Origin of the sequence: Cupriavidus nantongensis (assembly GCF_001598055.1) — a bacterium.
GTDB classification, from domain to species: Bacteria; Pseudomonadota; Gammaproteobacteria; order Burkholderiales; family Burkholderiaceae; genus Cupriavidus; species Cupriavidus nantongensis.
In genome coordinates, this window is the sequence record NZ_CP014844.1 from 3,524,968 (window position 1) to 3,550,833 (window position 25,866).

At 66.9% G+C, this 25,866-nt stretch carries 23 protein-coding genes; all 23 read right to left on the reverse strand.

Annotation, left to right across the window (positions count from 1 at the left end):
- Positions 1-66: 66 nt before the first annotated feature.
- The 23 genes from folC to sdhD all read right to left on the reverse strand — a co-directional run bounded on the left by folC (position 67) and on the right by sdhD (position 25,860).
- A complete protein-coding gene (folC, locus tag A2G96_RS16285) occupies positions 67-1,377 on the reverse strand; it encodes a bifunctional tetrahydrofolate synthase/dihydrofolate synthase (protein WP_062800951.1) in 1,311 nt (436 codons plus the stop codon).
- Between the two features lie 158 nt (positions 1,378-1,535).
- Positions 1,536-2,408: an acetyl-CoA carboxylase, carboxyltransferase subunit beta gene (accD, locus tag A2G96_RS16290; protein ID WP_062800953.1), complete on the reverse strand. Its 873-nt coding sequence runs from the start codon at positions 2,406-2,408 to the stop codon at positions 1,536-1,538.
- 180 nt (positions 2,409-2,588) lie between these two features.
- Positions 2,589-3,386, reverse strand: coding sequence for a tryptophan synthase subunit alpha (gene trpA, locus A2G96_RS16295; protein ID WP_062800956.1), 798 nt, complete (start codon positions 3,384-3,386; stop codon positions 2,589-2,591).
- A gap of 2 nt (positions 3,387-3,388) precedes the next feature.
- Entirely contained in the window at positions 3,389-4,318 is a 930-nt protein-coding gene (locus A2G96_RS16300) for a DNA-methyltransferase (protein ID WP_062800958.1), read from the reverse strand.
- Entirely contained in the window at positions 4,318-5,511 is a 1,194-nt protein-coding gene (gene trpB / locus A2G96_RS16305; RefSeq protein ID WP_062800960.1) for a tryptophan synthase subunit beta, read from the reverse strand. Before trpB ends, A2G96_RS16300 begins: the two co-directional genes overlap by 1 nt.
- A 124-nt stretch (positions 5,512-5,635) precedes the next feature.
- Complete coding sequence (locus tag A2G96_RS16310; protein ID WP_062800962.1) at positions 5,636-6,358, reverse strand: phosphoribosylanthranilate isomerase; 723 nt, start codon at positions 6,356-6,358, stop codon at positions 5,636-5,638.
- On the reverse strand, positions 6,345-7,163 hold the full coding sequence (truA, locus tag A2G96_RS16315) for a tRNA pseudouridine(38-40) synthase TruA (RefSeq protein ID WP_062800964.1): 819 nt from the start codon (positions 7,161-7,163) through the stop codon (positions 6,345-6,347). The genes A2G96_RS16310 and truA overlap by 14 nt, the downstream gene beginning before the upstream one ends.
- Positions 7,164-7,318: 155 nt before the next feature.
- Positions 7,319-10,156: a motility hub landmark protein FimV gene (locus A2G96_RS16320; RefSeq protein ID WP_062800966.1), complete on the reverse strand. Its 2,838-nt coding sequence runs from the start codon at positions 10,154-10,156 to the stop codon at positions 7,319-7,321.
- Positions 10,157-10,456: 300 nt separating this feature from the next.
- Complete coding sequence (asd, locus tag A2G96_RS16325; RefSeq protein WP_062800968.1) at positions 10,457-11,593, reverse strand: aspartate-semialdehyde dehydrogenase; 1,137 nt, start codon at positions 11,591-11,593, stop codon at positions 10,457-10,459.
- Between the two features lie 90 nt (positions 11,594-11,683).
- Complete coding sequence (locus A2G96_RS34275; RefSeq protein ID WP_012353360.1) at positions 11,684-11,815, reverse strand: hypothetical protein; 132 nt, start codon at positions 11,813-11,815, stop codon at positions 11,684-11,686.
- Positions 11,816-11,926: 111 nt separating this feature from the next.
- Positions 11,927-12,994: a 3-isopropylmalate dehydrogenase gene (leuB, locus tag A2G96_RS16330; RefSeq protein ID WP_062800971.1), complete on the reverse strand. Its 1,068-nt coding sequence runs from the start codon at positions 12,992-12,994 to the stop codon at positions 11,927-11,929.
- A 22-nt stretch (positions 12,995-13,016) separates the two neighbouring features.
- Positions 13,017-13,667, reverse strand: a complete 651-nt coding sequence (leuD, locus tag A2G96_RS16335) for a 3-isopropylmalate dehydratase small subunit (RefSeq protein ID WP_062800974.1) — start codon at positions 13,665-13,667, stop codon at positions 13,017-13,019.
- A gap of 20 nt (positions 13,668-13,687) precedes the next feature.
- Positions 13,688-15,097 (reverse strand): 3-isopropylmalate dehydratase large subunit, encoded by a 1,410-nt coding sequence (gene leuC, locus A2G96_RS16340; protein WP_062800976.1) that lies wholly within the window; start codon positions 15,095-15,097, stop codon positions 13,688-13,690.
- A 543-nt stretch (positions 15,098-15,640) separates the two neighbouring features.
- Positions 15,641-16,342 carry an ABC transporter ATP-binding protein gene (locus A2G96_RS16345; RefSeq protein WP_062800979.1) on the reverse strand — a complete coding sequence of 234 codons (702 nt, stop codon included), beginning with the start codon at positions 16,340-16,342 and terminating at the stop codon, positions 15,641-15,643.
- Positions 16,342-17,115 carry a high-affinity branched-chain amino acid ABC transporter ATP-binding protein LivG gene (gene livG, locus A2G96_RS16350; RefSeq protein ID WP_062802217.1) on the reverse strand — a complete coding sequence of 258 codons (774 nt, stop codon included), beginning with the start codon at positions 17,113-17,115 and terminating at the stop codon, positions 16,342-16,344. The genes A2G96_RS16345 and livG overlap by 1 nt, the downstream gene beginning before the upstream one ends.
- Positions 17,116-17,135: 20 nt before the next feature.
- Positions 17,136-18,398 (reverse strand): high-affinity branched-chain amino acid ABC transporter permease LivM, encoded by a 1,263-nt coding sequence (locus tag A2G96_RS16355; RefSeq protein WP_062802216.1) that lies wholly within the window; start codon positions 18,396-18,398, stop codon positions 17,136-17,138.
- 36 nt (positions 18,399-18,434) lie between these two features.
- Positions 18,435-19,361 carry a high-affinity branched-chain amino acid ABC transporter permease LivH gene (gene livH / locus A2G96_RS16360; RefSeq protein ID WP_018005204.1) on the reverse strand — a complete coding sequence of 309 codons (927 nt, stop codon included), beginning with the start codon at positions 19,359-19,361 and terminating at the stop codon, positions 18,435-18,437.
- A 254-nt stretch (positions 19,362-19,615) separates the two neighbouring features.
- Positions 19,616-20,731 carry a branched-chain amino acid ABC transporter substrate-binding protein gene (locus tag A2G96_RS16365; protein ID WP_062800981.1) on the reverse strand — a complete coding sequence of 372 codons (1,116 nt, stop codon included), beginning with the start codon at positions 20,729-20,731 and terminating at the stop codon, positions 19,616-19,618.
- Positions 20,732-21,265: 534 nt separating this feature from the next.
- Positions 21,266-22,567, reverse strand: coding sequence for a citrate synthase (gene gltA, locus A2G96_RS16370; protein WP_062800983.1), 1,302 nt, complete (start codon positions 22,565-22,567; stop codon positions 21,266-21,268).
- Between the two features lie 43 nt (positions 22,568-22,610).
- On the reverse strand, positions 22,611-22,898 hold the full coding sequence (locus A2G96_RS16375) for an FAD assembly factor SdhE (protein ID WP_012353370.1): 288 nt from the start codon (positions 22,896-22,898) through the stop codon (positions 22,611-22,613).
- Between the two features lie 78 nt (positions 22,899-22,976).
- The gene (locus A2G96_RS16380; RefSeq protein WP_011298473.1) at positions 22,977-23,678 is read right to left on the reverse strand and encodes a succinate dehydrogenase iron-sulfur subunit; all 702 of its coding nucleotides are present in this window, start codon (positions 23,676-23,678) and stop codon (positions 22,977-22,979) included.
- 34 nt (positions 23,679-23,712) lie between these two features.
- Positions 23,713-25,491, reverse strand: coding sequence for a succinate dehydrogenase flavoprotein subunit (gene sdhA, locus A2G96_RS16385; RefSeq protein WP_062800985.1), 1,779 nt, complete (start codon positions 25,489-25,491; stop codon positions 23,713-23,715).
- 3 nt (positions 25,492-25,494) lie between these two features.
- On the reverse strand, positions 25,495-25,860 hold the full coding sequence (sdhD, locus tag A2G96_RS16390; protein WP_012353372.1) for a succinate dehydrogenase, hydrophobic membrane anchor protein: 366 nt from the start codon (positions 25,858-25,860) through the stop codon (positions 25,495-25,497).
- Between the last annotated feature and the right edge of the window lie 6 nt (positions 25,861-25,866).

Consider the following 25,866-nt stretch of genomic DNA (forward strand, 5'->3'; position numbering starts at 1 on the left):
TTTGCCGCTCAGTGATCGGCCAAGGCCGCCGGGGTTGCCAGCACGGTGCGCGCCGGCACGCCCGCTTCAGTTAGCCTGCGTGGCACGGTAGGCCATCACGCCGGCGACGGTATAGAACGATCCGAAGACCAGAATTCTATCATTCTCGGTGGCACGCTCGATGGCGTCGCGGAAAGCCGCCTCGGGGCTGGAAAAGCAGGCCGCGGTCGCATCCGGGCCGGGCTGGAAGCCCCCTGCCTCGAGCTTGCCGAGCAGGTCCGCGGCGCTGGCCGCGCGTTCGGTGGGCAGGTCGCACAGGCACCAGTGGTCGACCTTGTCGGCCACATGCTGCAGCACGCCGGCGATGTCCTTGTCCTGCATCGCGCCGAACACCGCGTAGGTGTAGCGGAAGAAGCCCATGTTCTCGAGGTTCTGCCCCAGCGTCGCCGCCGCATGCGGATTGTGCGCCACGTCGAGGATCACGGCCGGACGGCCCGGCAGCACCTGGAACCGGCCCGGCAGCTCGACGAAGGCCAGGCCGTTGCGCACTTCCTGCGCGCTCACCGGCAGGCGTTCGCGCAGCGCCTGCAGCGCCGCCAGCGCCGCCGACGCGTTCAGCAGCTGGTTGGCGCCGCGCAGTGCCGGGTAGCCCAGGCCGTTGAGCTTGCGCCCGCCGCCGCTCCAGTCCCATTGCTGGCGCTCCTGGCCCTTGGCGGCCTGGAAATGGTAGTCGCGCCCCACCAGCCACAGTTCGGCGCCGACCGCTTCGGCGTGCGCCAGCAGCGACTTGGGCGGCACCGGGTCGCCGCAGATCGCCGGCACGCCCGGGCGGAAGATGCCGGCCTTCTCGAAGCCGATTTCCTCGCGGGTGTTGCCCAGGTACTGTGTATGGTCGATGTCGACGCTGGTGATGATGGCGCAGTCGGTATCGATCACATTGGTGGCATCGAGGCGGCCGCCCAGTCCGACTTCAAGGACGATCGCGTCTAGCCCGGACGCGGCGAAGAAATGGAGGATCGCCAGCGTGGTGAACTCGAAGTAGGTCAGGCTGACCGGGTCGGCAAAGCTGTTGCGCGCATGCTCGACCGCCTCGAAGTGCGGCAGCAGCTGCGCGTCGGTGGCGATCTCGCCGTTCAGGCGCGCGCGCTCGTTGAACGAGATCAGGTGCGGCGAGGTATGGCAGCCCACCTTGTAGCCGGCTTCCAGCAGGATGCGCTCGAGCATGGCGCAGGTCGAGCCCTTGCCGTTTGTGCCGCCCACGGTGAAGACCGCGGCGTCGATGCGCAGCCCGAGGGCTTCCTTCACGCGCGTGATGCGCGTCAGGCCCATGTCGATGCCCACGGGGTGGGCGGTTTCGAGATGGGCGAGCCATTCGGGGAGCGTGTGGAAGACAGGCATTTCGGGTGTGCGAGGGAAGCGTTGGAAGCGTTTGCTACCAGATTCGGGCAGGCGGGCGCAAAGTCAAGGGGCAGCGCCGCGCCCGTCCAGAAAAGGCGAAAGGCGCGTCAACCACCCGCGCCTTCGGTACCGCGTTATGGGCGGCATTATGGGCGGCGTTATGCCACCGCGTCGGCCGGCTGCTTTTGCAGCAGCGCCAGCAGTTGCGCCAGTTCGGCGCGCATCTTGCGGCGGTCGACGATCATGTCGACGGCGCCCTTGGTCAGCAGGAATTCCGAGCGCTGGAAGCCTTCCGGCAGCTTCTCGCGCACGGTCTGCTCGATCACGCGCGGGCCGGCGAAGCCGATCAGCGCCTTGGGCTCGGCGATCACCACGTCGCCCAGGAAGGCGAACGAGGCCGACACGCCGCCCATGGTCGGGTCGGTCAGCACGCTGATGAACGGCAGCTTGGCCGCGCTCAGCTGGTTCAGCATCGCGGTGGTCTTGGCCATCTGCAGCAGCGACAGCAGGCTTTCCTGCATGCGCGCGCCGCCGGTCGCGGTAAAGCAGATGAACGGCACCTTCTGCTCGAGCGCGGCCTGCGCGCCGCGCACGAAGCGCTCGCCCACCACCGAGCCCATCGAGCCGCCCATGAACTCGAACTCGAAGCAGCTCGCCACCACCGGGATGGTGTGGATGGCACCGCCCATCACCACCATGGCATCGGTCTCGCCGGTCTCGTCCATGGCGGCCTTGATGCGGTCCGGGTACTTCTTGGAATCCTTGAACTTGAGCGCGTCGACCGGCACGATCTCCTGGCCGATCTCGTAGCGGCCTTCGGCGTCGAGCAGCGCATCCAGGCGCGCGCGCGCGCTGATGCGCATATGGTGGTCGCACTTGGGGCAGACGTGCAGGTTGGCCTCGACGTCGGTCCGGTACAGGGTGGACTCGCACGACGGGCACTTGACCCACAACCCCTCGGGGATGCCCTTGCGGGTGCTGGGGTCGGTCTGTTGAATCTTGGGGGGCAGGAGTTTATCCAACCAGCTCATGAAAGCTCCTTTCGGATGACTGCGCTCCGCCGGCAGGCCCGTGGTCGGGGCGCCGGTTGGCGGAAGGCAGGGAATCAACCCGCGAATTTACCATGCCGGCCCGGTGAGCTCGAAGCGCAACGCGCGGATTGCGCACGATAAAGCACGCCTCACGTCGCCCCAGGCCAGCAATGAATCACTTCAGGCGTCGAGCGCCTGGCGAATTTCGGCGATGAACGATTGCAGCGCCGCCACCGCCTGCTCGCGCGGGGTGTCTTCCAGCAACTGCACCAGCCGGCTGCCGATCACCACGGCATCGGCCACGCTGCCGATCGCGCGCGCGGTCTGCGCGTCGCGGATGCCGAAGCCCACCCCCACCGGCAGGTTGGCGTGCTGCTTGATCAGCGGCAGGCGCGCCGCCACGCTGTCGAGGTCGATCGCGGCCGAGCCGGTCACGCCCTTGAGCGAGACGTAGTACAGGTAGCCGCTGGCGACGCGCGCCACCGCCTCGATGCGCGCATCGGTCGAGGTCGGCGCCAGCAGGAAGATCGGGTCCATGTCGTGGTCGCGCATCAGCCCGGCGAACGACTCGCACTCCTCGGGCGGATAGTCGACCACCAGCACGCCGTCGACGCCGGCCGCGCTGGCGGCCTGGGCGAAGGCCGCCTCGCCCATGCGCTCGATCGGGTTGGCGTAGCCCATCAGCACCACCGGCGTGTCCGCATTGGTCTGGCGGAATTCGCGCACCCACTGCAGCACCTGCGTGAGCGACACGCCCTGCGCCAGCGCGCGTTCGGAGGCGCGCTGGATCACCGGGCCGTCGGCCATCGGGTCGGAGAACGGCACGCCCAGCTCGATCACGTCGGCGCCGCCCGCCACCAGCGCGTGCATCAGCGCCACGGTCAGGCCGGGCTCGGGATCGCCGGCGGTGATAAACGGAATCAGGCCCTTCTTCTGCTGCGCGGCCAGCGCCGCGAACGTCTTCTGGATACGGGACATATTCAGGGAATCAGGTGAGGCCGCGGCGCCGGCGAGACATCGTCGTTGGCGGCGGCCAGGGTTGGGGTGGCGAGGCTTGCGGCACCATCGGGCTCGAGCGCGGGCATGGCCTCGGCGGCCGCAGCCACGCGCCCGCACGCCACCTGCACGTACTCGGGGTTGATCTCGTAGCCGACAAAGCGCCGGCCGTGGCGCAGGCAGGCCACCGCGGTGGTGCCGCTGCCGGCGAACGGATCCAGCACCAGCCCCCCGGGCGGGCAGCTCGACAGCACCATGCGCTCGACGATCTCCAGCGGCTTCTGCGTCGGGTGGTTGGCGCGCTCCGGGTCCTGGCGGTGGATGCGCGAAACGCTCCACAGGTCCTTCGGGTTGTAGCCCACCTCCAGCCACTTCTTGCCCTCGAAACGCGGCCGGCTGCGCGCCTTCTTGGTTTCGGGGTCGTACGGGATGCGCACCGGGTCGAGATCGAAGTAGTAATCGCGCGCCCTGGCAAAGAAGCCGATGTTGTCGTGCACCGACGAGAACTTGCGCGTGGTGCCGCCCATGCTGGGCACGCGGCGATCCCAGATGATCTCGTTGATCATGGTCAGGCGCCGCTTCAGCATCACGAACAGCTCCGGCGAGTACTGCCACGTGCAGAACAGGTAGAGCGTGCCCCTGGGCGCGAGCTTGGGCACCACCGCGTCCATCCAGCGCTCGGACCAGTCCAGGTAGGCCTGGCCCGACAGCAGGTCGGAATCGTTGCCGTAGTCCTTGCCCAGCCCGTACGGCGGATCGGCGACGATCAGGTCGACCGAGCCGTCCGGCAGGCGCGCAATGCCGTCGAACATGTCTTCCTGGAACAGGCGCAGGGGGGCGGAGTCGGGCGCGCCGGCAGCATCCGGCGCGCCGGCGCCGCCCACGGCAAGTCCGGTCGGAGGCAGCGCGCGCATCAGAGCTTGAGCCCCGCGCGCTCGGCGACGGTATGCATGTCCTTGTCGCCGCGGCCGGACAGGTTCACCAGCAGCAGCTTGTCCTTGGGCAGCGTCGGCGCCAGCTTGCAGGCATAGGCGATGGCATGGCTCGATTCCAGCGCCGGGATGATGCCCTCGATGCGGCAGCAGTCGTGGAAGGCCTTGAGCGCTTCCTCGTCGGTGACCGGCACATACTGCGCGCGGCCACTGTCCTTGAGCCAGGCATGCTCGGGACCGACGCCCGGGTAGTCCAGGCCGGCCGACACCGAATGGGTCTCGATGATCTGGCCGTTGTCGTCCTGCAGCAGGTAGGTGCGGTTGCCGTGCAGCACGCCCGGCGTGCCGCCGGTCAGCGAGGCTGCGTGGCGGCCGGTGTCGAGCCCGTCGCCGGCGGCTTCGACGCCGATCAGCTGCACATCGTTGTGCTCGATATACGGGTAGAAGATGCCCATGGCATTGGAGCCGCCGCCGACACAGGCGATCACCGCGTCCGGCTGGCGCCCGGTCATTTCGGGCATCTGCACCTTGGCTTCCTCGCCGATCACGCACTGGAAGTCGCGCACCATCATCGGGTACGGGTGCGGGCCGGCCACGGTGCCGATGATGTAGAAGGTGTTCTCGACGTTGGTGACCCAGTCGCGCATGGCTTCGTTGAGCGCGTCCTTGAGCGTGCGCGAGCCGCTTTCCACCGGCACCACGGTCGCGCCCAGCAGCTTCATGCGGTAGACGTTGGCGGCCTGGCGCTTGACGTCCTCGGCGCCCATATACACCACGCACTCCATGCCGAAGCGTGCGGCGATGGTGGCGGTGGCCACGCCGTGCTGCCCTGCCCCGGTCTCGGCGATCACGCGCGGCTTGCCCATGCGCCTGGCCAGCAGCGCCTGGCCGATGACGTTGTTGATCTTGTGCGCGCCGGTGTGGTTCAGGTCCTCGCGCTTGAAGTAGATCTGCGCGCCGCCGAGCGTCTCGCTCCAGCGCTGCGCGTGGTAGATCGGCGACGGGCGGCCGACGAAGTGCTTCAGCTCGCGGCGGAATTCGGCGTCGAACTCGGGATCCTTCTGGTAGTGCGCATAGGCGTCGCGCAGCTCATCGAGCGCGTGCACCAGCGTTTCGGACACGAAGGTGCCGCCATAGGGGCCGAAATGGCCGCGGGAATCGGGCAGGTCGTACATGTCTAGGCTCTTCGGAACAGCGGCCTTGCCTCGCTCGGCAGGGCTCGCCTGGTTGACTGGGTGCGCGATGCCCGCTCGGGAGCGGCGGGCGCGGTGTGCGGAAGGGATCGGGCTTCGACCCGGCTCATCCTGCGCTGGCGCTGCGGACAGCGCGCACGAACTCGGCAATGCGGGCGTGGTCCTTCACGCCCCTGGCGGCCTCTACCCCGCTGCTGACATCGACGGCGTAGGGGCGCACGCGTTCAATCGCGCCAGCGACGTTTTGCGCGTTCAACCCACCACTCAAAACGATGCGAGGAGCGCCGCTTGCGTTCGGGTTGCCGGTTGCCATAACCGGGGGATTGGGCGGAAGCCATGCCGGAGGAATCAGGGTCCAGTCGAAGACGTGGCCGCCACCGCCATAGCCTTCGACGAAGGCATCGAGCAGCAAGGCAGCGGCATCACGGTATTGATCGGCGAATTCTACCAAATCGAGGCCCGCGCGGACACGGGCAGCGCGCAGGAACGGCAACGCGCAGCGCTGGGCGGCCTGGGTGCAGAACTGCGGGGTTTCGTCGCCGTGCAGCTGCAGCAGCGTCAGCGGCACCCGCTCGGCGACGTGGGCGATGTCTTCGAGATCGGCGTTGACGAACAGGCCCGTCACCGTGACGAACGGCCCGGCGGCCTCGGCCAGCGCCGCGGCTTTTGCCACGTCGACGAAGCGCGGGCTCTTCGGGTAGAACACCAGCCCGATCGCGTCCGCGCCGGCGTCGACGGCGGCGCGCACGTCGTCCTCGCGGGTCAGGCCGCAGATCTTGATGCGGGTTCGCTGCGGCAGGTGCGCCGCACTGCCCTCAGGCTGCGTCATCGAACACTCCATGGAACAGGCTCGCGGACGGGTCGGCCGCGGGGATCGGGTAAGCATCAGGATACTTGACCCCGACCAGGTAGAGGCCATCCGGCATGAAGGTCGGCGCCGCCAGCTTGCGGTCGCGTCCGGCCAGCACCTGCGCCAGCCACTGCGGCGGGTAGCGCCCGCGCCCCACCGCCACCAGGCAGCCCATCAGGTTGCGCACCATGTGGTGCAGGAAGGCGCTGGCGCGGAAGCGCAGGAACACCCAGTTGCCGTCGTCGCGGATGGTGACGTCGTACATGGTCTTGACCGGCGACCTGGCCTGGCATTCGGCGGCGCGGAACGCGGAAAAGTCGTGCTCGCCGATCAGGTGCGCCGCGGCCTCGCGCATGGCGTCCACGTCGAGCCGTTGCCCCGGCGGCAGCATCTGGTAGCCGGCGCGGCCATGCACCAGCGGCACCCGGTGCGGACCGGTGTAGAGCGCGTAGTAATACATGCGCTCGTACGCCAGGAAGCGGGCATGGAAGCCATCGTCGACCGGCAGCGCCCACTGCAGTGCGATCGACGGCGGCAGGAAGGCGTTGACGCCGCGCACCCAGGAAAAAGGCTCGCGCGCCAGTTCGGTATCCAGGTGGATCACCTGGCCCAGCGCGTGCACGCCGGTATCGGTGCGCCCCGCCACCGTGGTCGGCAGGCGCACGCCGGCAAAGCGCTCGATGGCGTCTTCGAGGTGGTCCTGGACGGTATTGCGGTGCGGCTGCGACTGCCACCCGGAAAAGGCGGCGCCGTCGTAGTGCAGGCCAAGGGCGATGCGGTTCATGTCAGGGGAAAAAGCATGGCGGCGCGCCGGCTATGTGTGCCGGCTATGTGCGCCAGTTATGCGCGCCGAAAACGCAAATGCGCCGGAAGGGACGCTTCCGGCGCATCGCTTCGGGCCGCGGCAGCGCGTGCCGCGGCCGGACCGCCAATGATAGCTCAGGCCACTTCCAGCAGCAGCGAGCGGGCCTCGGCCTGCAACGGGTCCTGCGACTGCTCGACCACTTCCTGAAGCAGTTCGCGCGCCCCTTCCTTGTCGCCGATCTCGATATAGGCGCGCGCCAGGTCCAGCTTGATCTGCATGTCGCGCCCGCCGTCCATGCCGTCGGTCGACAGCGTGCTCGGCGACACGCTCTGGCCCAGGCCGCCGGCGGTGTCGGGCGCTACCCGCGACAGGTCGATCGGCTCGGCCAGCTTGCCGTCGCGCAGCATGGTGGTGGCGGGAAGCGGCACCGAGGCCTCGTCGAGCGCGGCGGGGACGGCGACATTGCCTTGCGGCGCGCTGCCCAGGTCCAGCGACAGCCCGGACATGTCGAACTCCAGCGGGCGGCCGCGGGTCGGCGTGTCGAGGGTCGGCACGTCGTCGTCGGCGAGCGGATCGGCGCCCGGCAGGCCCATGTCGAGGCGCACCGCCTCGCCTGGCTGCGGCGTCTCGGCGTCGAACACCATCGCCGCCGAGGCCGGCGCGACGATGGGGTCACCGGCAGCCGGTGCCGGGAAGGCATCCAGCGGCAGCGACAGGTCACCCAGCGACGGCTCCAGCCGCGCGATCGAGGCGGGATTCTGCGACGGATCCTGCGTGCGCCACTGGTCGGTCGCCGGCGATGCCGTGTCGGGGCCCGCAGCCTCCGGCGTCACCACCATGAACAGCGCGTTGCCGGGCTCCAGCGCGCGCCCCATTTCCGCGGCCTTCAGCCATTCCGCTCCGTGTCCGCCGGTCTGGGCGAACATTTCCTCTGCAATCACGCGGAACCCTTCCACATCCTGTCTGTTGCTGTAAATCTCCAGGAGCTTGAGCCGTACCGGCTGCTGCTCCGGGTGTTTCTCCAGGGCTTCGCGCAGGATTTCCTCTGCCTGCACATCGCGCCCGTAGGCGATATAGACCTCGGCCTCGGCGATCGGGTCGACTTCGTTGGCTTCCGGGGTGTTGTTGCCGATGCGGAAGTCGGCGCCGAACACGCTGTGCTGCGAGGTGTCGACGCTCTGGCCACCGGCGGTGCCGAACAGCGAGTTGGCGCCGGCCATGACGGTGCTTTCCTGCGACAGGATGCTGTCGCCGAAGCCGGTGGCCTCGCCCTCCTTCTGCTTCTGGCGGCGGCGATAGATGGCGTACACGCCCAGCAGCGCCACCACCAGGCCGCCGCCCGGCAGCAGCATGGGGTTGGCCAGCAGGCCATCGAGGAACGACGGCTCGGGCACCGGCTCGGGCTGCGCCACCACCGGCGGCACAGGCTTGGCCGCAGGCGTCGATGCGGCACCCTGCGTCGCGTTGGCGGCCACGTCGGCGCCAGGCTGCGACGCGGGGACCGCGGCCACGGCGGAGGCTGCCGCCGGCGCCACGGCGGCCGCGGCACTGGCGCCGGCCGCCGGCGCGGCAGGCGTGCTTGCCGCATTCGCGATCGCGGCAGCGGTGGCAGCGGCCGCGGCGGTCGCCCCCACGGCGTCGGCCTTGGGCGGCTCGGCCGGCACCACGGCAGGCGCGGCGGCAGCCGCCCTGGCGGCGGCGGCGGCCTTTTCCTTGTCGGCCAGCGCGGATTGGTTGGCCTGGTTGAGCTTGGCGATCTCGGCGTTCTTCAGCTCGAGCAGCTTCTGCATGTCGCCGACATTCTTTTGCAGCTGCGCCAGGCGCGCCTCGGCTTCCTTCAGCTGGCGCTCGCGCGCGACCTCGGCTTCGGCCTTGGCCGCGGCGTCGGCCTGCGCGCCACGCGCGGCCTTGCTCAGCTTCAGTTCATCGCGCGGGCCGTCGCTCGGCGCCGCCTGCTCCTGCACGCGCGCGGTCACGTTGCCGGACTGCTGGCGGCCGCTGTCGGGCTCGACCGATTTGGCCGCGGCGGCGCTGGCCAGCCGGCTGCGGTAGGCGTCGAAGCCCTGCGTGCGCGCCACCACTTCGCGGCGCGCCGCCCTGGGCGTGACCGCCTGCGCCTGCTGCTGGGTCGGCACCTGCAGCACCGCGCCGCTACGCAGCCGGTTCATGTTGCCGCCGATAAAGGCGTTGGGATTGTTGCGGTAGAGCGCCACCAGCATCTGGTCCAGCGAGACCGATTCCTGGCCCTGCACGGCTTCGCCGGCGATGCCATAGAGCGTGTCGCCGCGCTGCACGGTATAGCCGCCGCCGGGGGCCATGTCGGTGCCTGCGGCCGGCGTCGCCGCGGCGCGCCGGGCGCTCTGGCGCGAGGGACGGGCCGGTGCGGCCGGCCGGGCCGGCTCCACATCGGCGCTGGGCGCGGCCTGCTGCGCCGGCGCGGGTGGCGCGGCGGCAGGTGCCGGCGCGGCCGGTGCGTCGGGCGTGGCGGCCTGCACCACCGGTGCCGGCGAGAAAGTCTGGCTGGATGCCCTGGCCCCGGCGGGGTCGAGCAGGAAGGTGTAGGCGCGCGAGACCTTGCCGCTGGCCCAGCTCATGTCGACCAGGATATCGACGAAGGGCTCGCTGATCGGCTGGCTGGAACGGACCCGTGCCACGTAGCTGCCGTTGGCGCGGCGCTCCAGTTCCAGGCGCAGGTTGCCGACGCTTGGCAGATAGGTCAGCCCGGCCGCGGCATAGGCGCCCGGCGGCGCCAGCCTGACGCTGAGCCCCGCCGCTTCTTCGGAGGTGACCCCGCTGATGTCGATCTCAGCCTGCAGCGGCTGCCCCAGATTCGACTGAACCCGCAATTGCCCGAACCCCGCGGCATACGCGGCCGGCTGCGCAAGCAGCAGGCCGAGTGCCGTGACGGCCAGCGTTGACCAGCGCTGACGGGCAGTAGGCGCATCTTTCCGGCGATGTTGGCTCACACTCACCTTGTGCTCCGTTATGTTTTAGTAGCGATTTGAATCGACAAACCGACCCCGACAAACCAACCCCATACACCAGGTCCGCCCGGCCGGCGGGGCATTCTGAACGGCCCCTTTGCCAGCCTGCGCGCAGGCGCCCGTCCCTGCGGGCCCGGGGCGCATGCCGGCGTATTGTGACGCATCGCCCAGCAAAATAGGCGCCCGGATACAACAACGCCGCGCGTGGGCGCGGCGTCGTAAGCAAAGCGCTGCAATCTGTTGCCTGGCTGCAACGGGCGCAACCAGGCCACAGGCGGCGGCCTGCGATCAGGACTCGATCAGGATACGCAGCATGCGGCGCAGCGGCTCGGCCGCGCCCCACAGCAGCTGGTCGCCGACGGTGAAGGCCGACAGGTACTCGCCGCCCATCTGCATCTTGCGCAGGCGGCCGACCGGGATGGTCAGCGTGCCGGTCACGGCCGCGGGGGTCAGGCCGGTCATGCTGGCTTCGCGCGTATTCGGCACCACCTTGGCCCACGGGTTGTGCGCGGCGAGCATGCCTTCGATCTCGTCCAGCGGCACATCCTTGCGCAGCTTGATGGTCAGCGCCTGCGAGTGGCAGCGCATCGCGCCGATGCGCACGCACAGGCCGTCGACGGCGATCGGCGTGGCGCCGGTCGCACCCAGGAAGCCCTCGCCGCGGCCCAGGATCTTGTTGGTCTCGGCGCCGCCCTTCCACTCTTCCTTGGACTGCCCGTTGCCCAGGTCCTTGTCGATCCAGGGGATCAGGTTGCCGGCCAGCGGCACGCCGAACTGCTTGGTTTCCTCAGCCGACAGGCCGTGCTGGGTCGACAGGATCTGGCGGTCGATTTCCAGGATGGCCGACGCCGGGTTGTCCAGCAGCGGCTTGACCGAGGCGTTGAGCGTGCCGAACTGGGTCAGCAGTTCGCGCATGTGCTGCGCGCCGCCGCCCGAAGCCGCCTGGTACGTCATCGAGGTCATCCACTCGATCAGGTCGGCCTGGAACAGGCCGCCCAGGCCCATCAGCATGCAGCTGACGGTGCAGTTGCCGCCGATGAAATTCTTGACGCCCTTGGACAGCGCATCCTTGATCACACCCTGGTTGACCGGATCGAGCACGATGATGGCATCGTCCTTCATCCGCAGCGACGACGCCGCGTCGATCCAGTAGCCCTTCCAGCCCGCCGCGCGCAGCTTGGGGAAGACCTCGTTGGTGTAGTCGCCGCCCTGGGCGGTCAGCACCACGTCGCACTTCTTCAGTGCCTCGATGTCGTTGGCATCCTTGAGCGTGGTTTCGTTCTTGGCCATGGCGGGCGCCTTGCCGCCGGCGTTGGACGTGCTGAAGAAGACGGGCTCGATATGGTCGAAATCACGCTCTTCCTGCATGCGCTGCATCAGGACGCTGCCGACCATTCCCCGCCAACCGACGAGACCTACAATCATGATTTACCTCGGATGTGATTTTTACTTCCCCGCCATTTTCCTCGCCCGGCGTGGCTGCGCGGGGAAGACGGGCAGGCACGACGAACGGATCTAGGCGATCGCGGTTTTAATAATGGTTTTAATCGTCGTTGCGGTCTGGCCGAGCGAAATCGTGCCAACCGGGCCGCGGGTAGCGGTCAGGGCGACAACAGCAGTCAGGGTGGACTGGGAAAATCGGGCCATCGGCAGAGTCTACACGATTTTGCGGCGCTGCCGCAGCGTGCAAATTGGGGACAAATAAAACGCGGGGCACCGCGATTGCGGTGCCCTTTTTGCGCGTGGCTTGCGTGTGACTTACAGTGCCGCCAGCACAGCCTCACCCATCTCGCTGGTGCCCACCTGCTTGCAGCCCGGCGTCAGGATATCGCCGGTGCGGTAGCCCTGGGCCAGCACCTTCTTGACGGCGTTCTCGATGCGGTCGGCCTGCTCGGCCTTGTTCAGCGAGTAGCGCAGCATCATCGCCGCCGACAGGATAGTGGCCAGCGGATTGGCGATGCCCTTGCCGGCGATGTCCGGCGCCGAGCCGTGCGAGGGCTCGTACAGGCCCTTGTTGTTGGCATCGAGCGACGCCGACGGCAGCATGCCGATCGAGCCGGTCAGCATCGCGGCCTCGTCCGACAGGATGTCGCCGAACATATTGCCGGTGACGATCACGTCGAAGCTCTTGGGCGCCTTGACCAGTTGCATGGCGGCGTTGTCGACGTACATGTGCGACAGCTCGACCTCCGGATATTCCTTGCTGACGTCGATCACGATGTCCTTCCAGAACTGGAAGGTCTCGAGCACGTTGGCCTTGTCGACGCTGCACAGCTTCTTGCCGCGCTTGGCCGCGGCCTGGAACGCCACATGCGCGATGCGGCGGATTTCCGGCTCGCTGTAGCGCATGGTGTCGAAGGCTTCGCGCGCGCCCTGGAACAGGCCGTCCGGCGCTTCGCGCAGGCCGCGCGGCTGGCCGAAGTAGATGTCGCCGTTCAGTTCGCGCACGATCAGGATGTCGAGGCCGGCCACCAGTTCGGGCTTCAGGCTCGAGGCGCCGGTCAGTTCCGGATAGCAGATCGCCGGGCGGAAGTTGGCGAACAGCTGCAGGTGCTTGCGCAGGCCCAGGATGGCCTGCTCGGGGCGCAGCGCGCGCTCCAGGCTGTCGTACTTCCAGTCGCCGACGGCGCCGAACAGGATGGCGTCGGCCTCCTTGGCCAGCTTGAGCGTGTTCTCCGGCAGCGGATGGCCTTCGGCCTCGTAGCCGGCGCCGCCCACCGGCGCGGTTTCCAGTTCGAACTTCTCGTCGAGCGCGTTCAGGACCTTGACGGCCTCTGCAACGATTTCGGGACCGATGCCGTCACCCGGCAGGACTGCGATCTTCATTGTTGTCTTTCCTCGTAGAGCCTTATCCGACCAGGCGGTTGTTCAGCCACGGCATCTTTGCCACGCGCTCGGCCTCGAAGGCCTTGATCTTGTCGGCATGGCGCAGGGTCAGGCCGATATCGTCGAAGCCGTTCAGCATGCAGTACTTGCGGAACGGGGCGATGTCGAACTCGTAGCCCTGTCCCGACGGCGTCAGCACCACCTGCTTGTCGAGGTCGATGGTGAGCTGGTAGCCGTTGAACGCGTTGGTCTCGTTGAACAGGTGCTCGACCTGCTGCTCGCTCAGCACCACCGGCAGCAGCCCGTTCTTGTAGCAGTTGTTGAAGAAGATGTCGGCGAAGCTGGGCGCGATCACGGCGCGGAAGCCGTACTGCGTCAGCGCCCACGGCGCGTGCTCGCGCGAGCTGCCGCAGCCGAAGTTGCGGCGTGCCAGCAGGATCGACGCGCCCTGGTAGCGCGGCTGGTTCAGCACGAAGTCCGGGTTCAGCGGACGCTTGCTGTTGTCCATGCCGGGCTCGCCCACATCCTTGTAGCGCCACTCGTCGAACAGGTTGGGACCGAAGCCGGTGCGCTTGATCGACTTCAGGAACTGCTTCGGGATGATGGCGTCGGTATCGACGTTCTCGCGGTCGAGCGGCGCGACCAGGCCGTTGTGTACGGTGAACTTTTCCATGGTGCTCTTTCCTTGCTGGTTCAGCCCAGCTTGCGGATATCGACGAAGTGGCCCTCGATGGCAGCGGCCGCGGCCATCGCCGGGCTGACCAGGTGGGTGCGCCCGCCCGCGCCCTGGCGGCCTTCGAAGTTGCGGTTCGACGTCGAGGCGCAGCGCTCGCCGGCATCGAGGCGGTCGGCATTCATCGCCAGGCACATCGAGCAGCCCGGCTCGCGCCATTCAAAGCCGGCGGCCTTGAAGATCTGGTCCAGGCCTTCGCGCTCGGCCTGTTCCTTGACCAGGCCCGAGCCCGGCACCACCATCGCCAGCTTGACGTTCGATGCAACCTTGCGGCCCAGCTTCTGCACCACCCACGCGGCGGCGCGCATGTCTTCGATGCGGCTGTTGGTGCAGGAACCGATGAAGACCTTGTCGATGCTGATGCTTTCGACCGGCACGTTGGGCTGCAGGCCCATGTATTCCAGCGCGCGCTCCATCGCGTTGCGCTTGTTCGGGTCCTTTTCCTTGTCCGGGTCCGGCACGCGGTCTTCGATGCTGATCACCATTTCCGGCGAGGTACCCCAGGTCACCTGCGGGCGCACGTCTTCGGCGCGCAGCTCGACCACCTGGTCGAAATGCGCACCGGGATCCGAATGCAGCGTGCGCCAGTAGCTAACCGCCTGCTCCCACTCCACGCCCTGCGGCGCGTACGGACGGCCCTTGACGTATTCGAGCGTGACATCGTCGACCGCCACCAGGCCGGCGCGCGCACCGGCCTCGATCGCCATATTGCAGACCGTCATGCGGCCTTCCATGGTCAGGTCGCGGATGGCCGAGCCGGCAAACTCGATGGTGTAGCCGGTGCCGCCGGCGGTGCCGATCTTGCCGATCACGGCCAGCACGATGTCCTTGGCGGTGCAGCCGCGCGGCAGCTTGCCTTCCACCCGGACCAGCATGTTCTTCGCCTTCTTGCCCAGCAGCGTCTGCGTGGCCAGCACGTGCTCGACTTCCGAGGTGCCGATGCCGTGCGCCAGCGCGCCGAAGGCGCCGTGGGTGCTGGTATGCGAGTCGCCGCACACCACGGTCATGCCCGGCAGCGTCGCGCCCTGCTCCGGCCCGATCACGTGCACGATGCCCTGGCGGTGGTCGTTCATCTTGAACTGGGTAATGCCGTAGCTGTCGCAGTTGGCATCGAGCGTATCGACCTGCAGCTTCGACACCGGATCGGCAATGCCCTGGCTGCGGTCGGTGGTCGGCACGTTGTGGTCCGACACCGCCAGGTTGGCGCTGATGCGCCACACCGGACGCTCTGCCAGCTTCAGGCCCTCGAACGCCTGCGGGCTGGTCACTTCATGCAGCAGGTGGCGGTCGATATAGAGCAGCGTGGTGCCGTCTTCCTCGACGTGGACGGTGTGGTCATCCCAGAGTTTGTCGTAGAGCGTCTTGGCCATGATGCGATGGCGGGACCGCTGACCGCGCCTTGGCAGGCCGGACCGCGGGGACCGCGCAGTAGTTTGCAGGGGTGGTTGTCCGCTTCGGTCGCGGTGACGAGCCGGACCGCGATGATGAAGATCGCGCCGGAAGCCGCCTGAAGCGAGCGTTATTTCAAGCGTTGCTGCGATGCTTGACTTGGCAATCGATTATGCCACCGCTCAGGCCCCGGGCCGGGCCGGGTCGGGGTGGAAATGTAATGTGATTGGCGAAAGGGGGATTTCGCGGATGGCGAAAAGGCCGACTTGATGGCTTCAGAAGCCGGCAGCAAGCTCCCCTCTCCCGCGTGGCGGGAGAGGGGCCGGGGGTGAGGGCCGGCGCTTCAAAGGCTGACGCCCGTGGGTTAAAACCGAAGGCTTCGCTCAGTTTGGTACCTAGCTAGCCCACCCCTCACCCCGGCCCTCTCCCCATGAGGGGAGAGGGAGAACACCTTGCTTGGGCTAGCCCGGGCGGCTTGGGAGCACCCAAAACCGCTCTCCTCTTTTGCGTTTTGGGCGGCTTCGTCAGCCGCCGAGGTAGGCGGCCTTGATCCGGTCGTTGGCCAGCAAGTTTGCGCCGCTATCCGCCAGCACCACCTTGCCGGTCTCCAGCACATAGCCCCGGTCCGCCACCTGCAGCGCCTTGTTGGCGTTCTGCTCGACCAGGAACACGGTGACGCCCTCGTCACGAATGGTGCGGATGATGTCGAAGATCTGCGCGATGATCAGCGGCGCCAGGCCGAGCGTGGGCTCGTCCAGCAGCAGCAGGCGCGGCCGGCTCATCAGCGCGCGGCCGATCGCCAGCATCTGCTGCTCGCCGCCCGACATGGTGCCGGCGCGCTGGCCGGCGCGCTGGTTCAGGCGGGGGAACAGCTTGAACACGTGCTCGATGCCCGCCTCAATTTCATCGCGCCTGGCGAAGAACGCGCCCATCTTCAGGTTTTCCAGCACCGTCAGGCTCGGGAACACGCGCCGGCCCTCGGGCGAGATCGCCATGCCAAGGCGCATGATCTCGTGGGTCGAGCGATGGGTGATGTCCTGCCCTTCGAACAGCACGCGCCCGCTCGAGGCGCGCGGCGTGCCGCACACGGTCATCATCAGCGTCGTCTTGCCGGCGCCGTTGCTGCCGATCAGGGTGACGATCTCCCCCTTGTTGACTTCGATCGATACGCCCGACAGCGCCTCGACGGCGCCATAGTGGGTATGGACCTGTTCCAGCTTCAGCATCAGTCCTCTCCCAGGTAGGCCTTGATCACGCGCGGGTCGTTGCGCACTTCATCGGGCTTGCCGATCACGATCGGCTTGCCGTGCTCCATCACCAGGATGCGGTCGGACACGCCCATCACCAGGCTCATGTCGTGCTCGATCAGCAGCACGGCAATGCCGAACTCCTTGCGCAACTGGTCGATCAACTGCGACAGCTCGAGCTTTTCCTGGGGGTTCAGGCCGGCGGCGGGCTCGTCCAGCATCAGCAGGCGCGGCCGGGTGATCATGCAGCGCGCGATCTCGAGCCGGCGCTGGTGGCCGTACGAGAGCGTGCCCGCCTCGCGGTTGGCGACGCTGGTCAGGCCCATGCGCTCCAGCCACTGCGCGGCGCGCTGCAGCGCCTCGCGCTCGGCGCGGCGGTAGGCCGGGGTCGCGAACAGCCCGCGCAGGATGCCGGACTGCACCTGCAGGTGTTGCGCCACCATCAGGTTCTCGACCACGGTCAGGTTCTTGAACAGGCGGATGTTCTGGAACGTGCGCACCAGCCCCTTGCGCGCCACCATGTGGCTGGGCAGGCCGGCGATGGCATGGCCATCGAGCGTGACGTCGCCCGCGGTCGGCTTGTAGAAGCCGCCGACGCAGTTGAACACCGTGGTCTTGCCGGCGCCGTTCGGGCCGATGATGGCGAAGACCTCGTCCTTGCGCACATCGAAGTCGATGCCGTCGACGGCCAGCAGGCCGCCGAAGCGCATCTGCAGGCCCGACACCCGCAGCAGTTCGGCCGATGTATTGATCGAAGCATTCATTGGCGCATTCATCGGGGCAGCTCCACGTGCGGGCGGCTCGCGGGCAGCAGGCCCTGCGGACGCCACATCATCATCAGCACCATCACCAGGCCGAAGATCAGCATGCGGTATTCGGCAAAGCCGCGCGCCACTTCGGGCAGCACCGTCAGCAGGATCGCCGCCAGGATCACGCCCAGCTGCGAGCCCATGCCGCCCAGCACCACCACGGCCAGCACCAGCGCCGATTCGATAAAGGTGAACGATTCCGGATTGACCAGGCCCTGGCGCGCGGCGAAGAACGCGCCGCCCAGGCCGGCGAACGATGCCCCCAGCGTGAACGCCGACAGCTTGATGCGGGTCGGGTTCAGGCCCAGCGAGCGGCACGCGATCTCATCCTCGCGCAGCGCTTCCCAGGCGCGGCCCATCGGCATGCGGATCAGGCGGCTGGTGACGAACAGCGTGAAGCCGACCAGCAGCAGCGCGATCAGGTAGAGGAAGATCACCATGTGCTGGCTGGCGTAGTCCAGGCCGATCAGCTCGTGGAAGGTGCGCGTGCCCTCGACGCTGGCGCTGCGCGCCATCTCGAAGCCGAACACGCTGGGCTTGGGAATGCCCGAGACGCCGTCCGGGCCGCCGGTCAGGCTGGTCAGGTTGTTCAGCAGCAAGCGGATGATCTCGCCAAAACCGAGCGTGACGATCGCCAGGTAGTCGCCGCGCAGCCGCAGCACCGGGAAGCCGAGCAGGAAACCGAAGCCCGCCGACAGCGCCGCCGCGATCGGCAGGCATTCCCAGAAGCTCAGGCCGAAGTACTGGTTCAGCAGCGCGTAGGTGTAGCCGCCCACCGCATAGAAACCGACATAGCCCAGGTCGAGCAGGCCGGCATAGCCCACCACGATGTTGAGGCCGAGGCCCAGGATCACGTAGATCAGCGCCAGCGTGGCCACGTCGACGGCGCCGCGCGAGCCGAAGAACGGCCACACCAGCCCCACCGCCAGCAGCACCCACACCGCCACGCGCTGCTGTTGCGCACCCAGCTGCGGCAGCGCCGGCAGGCGCACCGCGCTGCCGGCGCGCGACAGCACCGGCTTGAACAGCTGGAACAGGAACACCGCCGCCACGGCCAGCCACACCGGCCGCCAGTGCGGTTCCAGCACCACCTTGTAGCCTTCCAGCTTGAGCTGCAGGCCAAGGATGGGAATGGTCAGGATGGCGGTCACCACCGCCGCCGTGATCGCGTTCTTGAGCGACTGGCCCGGCGTGGCGCCGCGCGCGGCGGCCTTTGCCGCCGGCATTGCGGAAACGTTGTTGGTCATGGTCTCACCCTCCCCTCAGACCTTTTCGACATCGGGCTTGCCCAGCAGCCCAGTCGGACGGAACAGCAGCACCAGCACCAGCAGGCTGAAAGCGACCACGTCCTTGTATTCGGCCGGCATGTAGCCCGAGGCGAAGGTTTCCGCCAGGCCCAGCAGCACGCCGCCGAGCATCGCGCCCGGGATGCTGCCGATGCCGCCCAGCACCGCCGCGGTAAAGGCCTTGATGCCGGCAATGAAGCCGATGAAGGGATTGAGCTTGCCGATGGTCAGCCCGATCAGCACGCCGCCCACCGCCGCCAGCATCGCGCCCAGCACGAAGGTGAACGAGATCACCTTGTTGGTGTCGATGCCCAGCAGGTTGGCCATGCGCATGTCCTCGGCGCAGGCGCGGCAGGCGCGGCCCATGCGCGAGCGGCCGATAAACAGCGTCAGCGCCACCATCAGCGCCAGCGTCACGCCGACGATCAGCAGGCGCGAGTACGGCACCGTCACGGTGAAGTCGCCGCCCATCTGGAACTCGATGGCGCCCGAGATCAGCACCGGCACCGACACATCGCGCGCGCCCTGCCCGATCTGGACATAGTTCTGCAGGAAGATCGACATGCCGATGGCCGAGATCAGCGGCACCAGCCGCGGCCCGCCGCGCAAGGGGCGGTATGCCACCCGCTCGACCGCATAGCCGTAGACGCCGGTGACCAGCACCGACACCAGCAAGGCGGCGCCGAGCACCAGCGGCAGCGGGTAGCCTGCCTGGGCGCCGATGGCGGTGAGCGTGACCAGGCCGACATAGGCGCCGATCATGTAAATCTCGCCGTGCGCGAAATTGATCATGCCGATGATGCCGTAGACCATTGTGTAGCCGATGGCGATCAGCGCATAGATCGCACCCAGCGTCAGGCCGTTGACCAGCTGCTGGGTGAACTGTGGAAGGAATTCATTCATTGGGGAAGCCTCGTAGGCGCCGGAACTGGCCCAGGCGGGGTGCGCCCAAACCATTCGAACTTGCCAAAGCAAGGTGTTCTCCCTCTCCCCTCATGGGGAGAGGGCCGGGGTGAGGGGTGGGCTAGCGGGGAGCCACATCAAGCGGGGCCAACGGTTTTAACCCGCCGGCCTCAGCCTTTGACCCGCCTGCCCTCACCCCCTGCCCCTCTCCCGCAAGCGGGAGAGGGGAGCCACCCGTCGGGAGAGCAAGCGCCTCAGTTCGCGGCGGTCTTGCTGGCGTCCTTGTGCCAGGTGTAGACCACGAACTTGAAGGACTTCAGGTCGCCCTTGGCGTCGTACTCGACCTTGCCGATGGGGGTGGTGAAGGCGTTCTTGTGCATGTACGCCGCGACCTTGGTGGGATCGGTGCTCTTGGCGCCGGCGATGGCGTCGCCGATGATCTTGACCGCGGCATAGGCCGGCATCTGGAACGGACCGTTGGCGTCGCGCTTCTTGTCGGCAAAGGCCTTGACCAGGCCGGCGTTGGCCGGATCGGCCGAGAAGTCGGCCGGCAGCGTCACCAGCATGCCTTCCGACGACGGGCCGGCGATCGCGGTCACGTCCTTGTTGCCCACGCCCTCGGGACCCATGAAGGTGGCCTTCACGCCCTGCTCGCGCGCCTGGCGCAGCAGCAGGCCCATTTCCGGGTGGTAGCCGCCGAAGTAGACGAAGTCCACGCCCTGCGACTTGAGCTTGGTGATCACGGCCGAGTAGTCCGAGTCGCCGGCGTTGATGCCTTCGAACACGGCCACCGGAATCTTGGCGGCTTCCAGGTCCTTCTTCACCGAGCTGGCGATGCCCTGGCCGTACGACTGCTTGTCGTGCAGCACCGCGACCTTCTTCGGCTTGACCTTGCCGATGATGTATTGCGCGGCGGCCGGGCCCTGCTGGTCGTCGCGGCCGATGGTGCGGAAGATGAAGTTGCGCTTCTTGGTCTCGGTCAGCTGCGGCGCGGTGGCCGACGGCGTAACCATCACGATGCCTTCGTTTTCGTAGATGTCCGAGGCCGGGATGGTCGAGCCCGAGCACACGTGGCCGATCACGTACTTGATGTTCTGGCTGACGATCTTGTTGGCCACCGCCACGGCCTGCTTGGGCTCGCAGGCGTCGTCCATCAGCACCACCTCGAACTTGTTGCCGCCGGCGCCGCCGGCTGCATTGATCTGTTCGACGGCGGTCAGCGCACCGGCCTTGACCATGTCGCCATACTGCGCCACCGAACCGCTCATCGGGCCGGCAATGGCGATCTTCACGGTTTCGGCGTTGGCGGCGGCGCCAAAGGTAGCCAGCATGGCAGCCAGCGAAATGGTGGAAAGACGGGACAGCGTCATCAGGAGCTCCTCGATTTATGTTTGGGTCATCCGGGCAGAAACGGCATGACCTGCGCAATCGAACAACACCCGCGGACGACTGGGATCGGGATTTGCAGAAGCGGCACCCGAGACGCGGAAGTCGGGCCTGCAAGGAAGAGACAGCGTATGCGGGGCCCGGCAAGTGTCAGTCCCGCTGAGGTATGGGGACCAAGGTTCGGAAAGACAACGTTGATGCGTTCTCTATTGCGCAAGCGATTCGCCTGCCCCGCTTGCCGCACCGCATGCCGGAAGGGTGGCCCGGCTGCCGTCGGCAAAGCAGCCCGCATTATAGGGTCAAATTTCCTGCCGCACGCGACTATCGCACAATTTATGCGGAACCGATTTGGGAAAACGCGACACAATCCTCCACGAATTGCGCCCGGGACCATTCGGGGTGCAATTTTCTGCCCTTGCCGGCGCCGCGCTGCACAACCGCGCCCGGCCCACAAAGACAAACGCCCCGGCGGGGCCGGGGCGTCTGGAATTGCTGCACTGCGCAGCGCGCGGGACAGCTTAGCGCTTGGCCACTTCCGGCACGTCGCGGGTGGCGGCGCCGACGAACAGCTGGCGCGGACGGCCGATCTTGTATTCCGGATCGGTGATCATCTCTTCCCACTGCGAGATCCAGCCCGGGGTGCGGGCCAGCGCGAAGATGCAGGTGAACAGCGAGGTCGGGATGCCCAGCGCGCGCTGCACGATGCCCGAGTAGAAGTCGACGTTCGGGTACAGCTTGCGGCTGACGAAGTACTCGTCTTCCAGCGCGATCTTTTCCAGCTCCATGGCCAGCTTGAACAGCGGGTCGTTGTGCAGGCCCAGCTCGTTCAGCACTTCATGGCAGGTTTCGCGCATCAGCTTGGCGCGCGGATCGTAGTTCTTGTACACGCGGTGGCCGAAGCCCATCAGGCGCACGCCTGAGTTCTTGTCCTTGACCTGCTTGATGAACTCGTTGATGTTGTCGACGCTGCCGATTTCTTCCAGCATCTTCAGCGCGGCTTCGTTGGCGCCGCCGTGGGCCGGGCCCCACAGGCAGGCCACGCCCGCGGCGATCGCCGCGAACGGGTTGGTGCCCGACGAACCGGCCAGGCGCACGGTCGAGGTCGACGCGTTCTGCTCGTGGTCGGCGTGCAGGATGAAGATGCGGTCCAGCGCACGCTCCAGCACCGGGTTCACGGTGTACGGGGCGCACGGCGTGGCGAACATCATGCGCATGAAGTTGCCCGAGTAGGACAGGTCGTTCTGCGGGTAGATGTACGGCTGGCCGATGTTGTACTTGTACGCCATCGCCACCAGTGTCGGCATCTTGGCGATCAGGCGGATGGCCGAGATCTCGCGCTGGTGCGGATCGTCGATGTCCATGGCGTCGTGGTAGAACGCGCTCATGGCGCCGACCATGCCGGTCAGCACGGCCATCGGGTGTGCATCGCGGCGGAAGCCGCGCATGAAGAACTGCATCTGCTCGTGGACCATGGTGTGGTTCATCACATGGCCGACGAATTCTTCCTTCTGCTTGGCGTTGGGCAGCTCGCCCTTCAGCAGCAGGTAGCAGGTCTCGAGGTGGTCGCACTTCTGCGCCAGCTGCTCGATCGGGTAGCCGCGGTACAGCAGCTCGCCCTTGTCGCCGTCGATATAGGTGATCTTGGAATTGCACGAAGCCGTCGACATGAAACCGGGGTCGTAGGTGAACTTACCGGTTTGTCCGTACAGCTTGCGAATGTCGATCACGTCCGGGCCAACCGTACCCTTGTAGATCGGCAGCTCAACGCTGGGGGAACCATCGGAGAACGATAGCGTGGCTTTCACATCGGACGGCGTCATGTCGGATCCTTCAAATGCTGTGAATAATAATGTTGACCAAAACTCAGACCGTACGCAGCAGGGCGATGACTCGCTGCATCGGGGGCGTGTCGAGCTCACCGTCCAGTTCCTTGCGCGCAAGGAGCAGGTCCATCAACTCGTTGTCGCTGAGCTCGAACAGCTGGCTCAGCGCAGCCACATCCTCGTCGGACAGGCTCTCCTCGTAACGGTTGAAGAAACGTTCGACGATGATGTCGTTCTCCAGCAGACCGCGGCGGGCACGCCAGCGCAACCGGGCGCGCTTGTGCGGATCGGCCTGATGGGAGAAGGTGGTGGCAGGACTCTCAGTCATGGCTTCCTACTTTCGGCGCGCCCGCCAGATATAGCCGCTCTGGCTGACGCGCCGCTTACTACTTGGACAGCCGCTGGATCACACCGCGCGGCGGACCATCAGCTCCTTGATCTTGCCGATGGCCTTGGTCGGGTTCAGACCCTTCGGGCACACGTCGACGCAGTTCATGATGCTGTGGCAGCGGAACAGGCGGTACGGGTCGTTCAGGTTGTCCAGACGCTCGCTGGTGGCCTGGTCGCGGCTGTCCGCGATAAAGCGGTAAGCCTGCAGCAGGCCGGCCGGGCCGACGAACTTGTCCGGATTCCACCAGAACGACGGGCACGAGGTCGAGCAGCTGGCGCACAGAATGCACTCGTACAGGCCATCCAGCTCGTCACGCTCTTCCGGCGACTGCAGGCGCTCTTTCTCGGGCGGCGGCTCGTCGTTGATCAGGAACGGCTTGATCGAGTTGTACTGCTTGAAGAAGTTCGTCATGTCGACGATCAGGTCGCGCACCACCGGCAGGCCGGGCAGCGGACGCAGCACGATGCGGTCCGGCAGCTCGCGCATGTTGGTCAGGCACGCCAGGCCGTTCTTGCCGTTGATGTTCATCGCGTCCGAGCCGCACACGCCTTCGCGGCACGAACGGCGGAACGAGATGGTCTCGTCCAGCTTCTTCAGCTTCACCAGCGCGTCCAGCAGCATGCGCTCGTGGCCGTCCAGCTCGACCTCGTAGGTCTGCATGCGCGGCGCTGCATCCTTGTCCGGATCGTAGCGGTAGACTTCGAAAATACGCTTCATTTCTGTGGGTCCTGTTGTCTCTACGATGCGGTGCTCAGAACGTACGGGCCTTCGGCGGCACGCTTTCCACCGTCAGCGGCTCCATCTTCACCGGCTTGTAGTCGAGGCGGTTGCCTTCGCTGTAGAACAGCGTGTGCTTGAGCCAGTTCTGGTCGTCGCGGTTGGGGAAGTCGCTGTGCGCGTGGGCACCGCGCGATTCCTTGCGCGCCGCGGCCGAGATCATGGTGGCCTTGGCCACTTCCACCAGGTTGGCCACTTCCAGGGCTTCCACCAGCGCGGTGTTGAAGACCTTGGACTTGTCCTTCAGGTGGATATTGTCAGCACGCTGCGCCACTTCCAGGATGCGCTCGACGCCTTCGTCCATCAGCTTCTGGGTACGGAACACGCCGGCATGCGACTGCATGTTCTTGCGGATGTCGTTGGCGACGTCCTGCGTGTACTCGCCCGACGACGAGGCCTGCAGCTTGGCCAGGCGCGACAGCGCGCGGTCGGCGGCATCGGCCGGCAGCGGCTTGTGCTCCTTCTGCTTCAGGCTCTGCGCGATGATGTGGTTGCCGGCGGCGCGGCCGAACACCACCAGGTCGAGCAGCGAGTTGGTGCCCAGGCGGTTGGCGCCGTGCACCGACACGCACGAGCATTCGCCGATCGCGTAGAAGCCGTTGACGACCTCGTTCGGGTTGCCGTTCTTCGGCACCACCACCTGGCCGTGGTAGTTGGTCGGAATGCCGCCCATCTGGTAGTGGATGGTCGGGACCACCGGGATCGGTTCCTTGATCGCGTCGACGTTGGCGAACTTCAGGCCGATCTCGCGGATCGACGGCAGGCGCTTCATGATGGTCTCGGCGCCGACGTGGGTCAGGTCGAGCAGCACGTAGTCGCCGTTCGGGCCGCAGCCGCGGCCTTCCTTGATTTCCTGGTCCATCGAGCGCGACACGAAGTCGCGCGGCGCCAGGTCCTTCAGCGTGGGGGCGTAGCGCTCCATGAAGCGCTCGCCGTCCTTGTTGCGCAGGATACCGCCCTCGCCGCGCACGCCTTCGGTGATCAGCACGCCCGCGCCGGCCACGCCGGTCGGGTGGAACTGCCAGAACTCCATGTCTTCCAGCGGCACGCCCGCGCGTGCGGCCATGCCCAGGCCGTCACCGGTGTTGATGAAGGCGTTGGTGGAAGCGGCGTAGATGCGGCCGGCGCCGCCGGTCGCGAACAGCGTGGTCTTGGCCTCGAGGATGTAGACCTCGCCGGTTTCCATTTCCAGCGCGGTCACGCCCAGCACGTCGCCGTCCTGGTCGCGGATCAGGTCCAGCGCCATCCATTCGACGAAGAAGTGGGTCTTGGCGCGCACGTTGCGCTGGTACAGCGTATGCAGCAGCGCGTGGCCGGTACGGTCGGCCGCGGCGCAGGCGCGCTGCACCGGCTTTTCACCGTAGTTGGCGGTGTGGCCGCCGAACGGACGCTGGTAGATGGTGCCGTCGGGGTTGCGGTCGAACGGCATGCCGAAGTGCTCGAGCTCGTAAACGACCTTCGGCGCTTCCCGGCACATGAACTCGATCGCGTCCTGGTCACCCAGCCAGTCCGAGCCCTTGATGGTGTCGTAGAAGTGATAGTGCCAGTTGTCCTCGCTCATGTTGCCGAGCGAGGCACCGATGCCGCCCTGCGCCGCCACGGTGTGCGAGCGGGTCGGGAACACCTTGGACAGCACGGCCACATTCAGGCCGGCTTCCGCGAGCTGGAGGGATGCGCGCATCCCGGCGCCGCCAGCACCGACGATGACCACGTCAAAGCGGCGACGCGGCAATCCAGTCTTGACTGCGACCATTTATTACACCCTCCAGAGAATCTGAGCAGCGTAGCCCGCGCAACCGACGAGCCACAGAATCGTAAGAACTTGCAGCACGAGGCGCACCGCCATCGGCTTCACATAGTCCATCCAGATATCGCGCACGCCGATCCAGGCGTGATACAGCAACGACAGGATGGTCAGGAACGTGATGATCTTCATCCACTGGTTGGCGAAGAGCCCTGCCCACGCTTCATACGAAGCGCCGTTCGACAGCAGGAAGGCAATCGCCAGGATCACGGTGAAGACCACCATGACCACGGCGGTGACGCGTTGCGCGAGCCAGTCTTTCAGGCCGTAGTGTGCACCGACGACAAGACGCTTGGGACCGATATTGTTATTTGCCACCTTGAT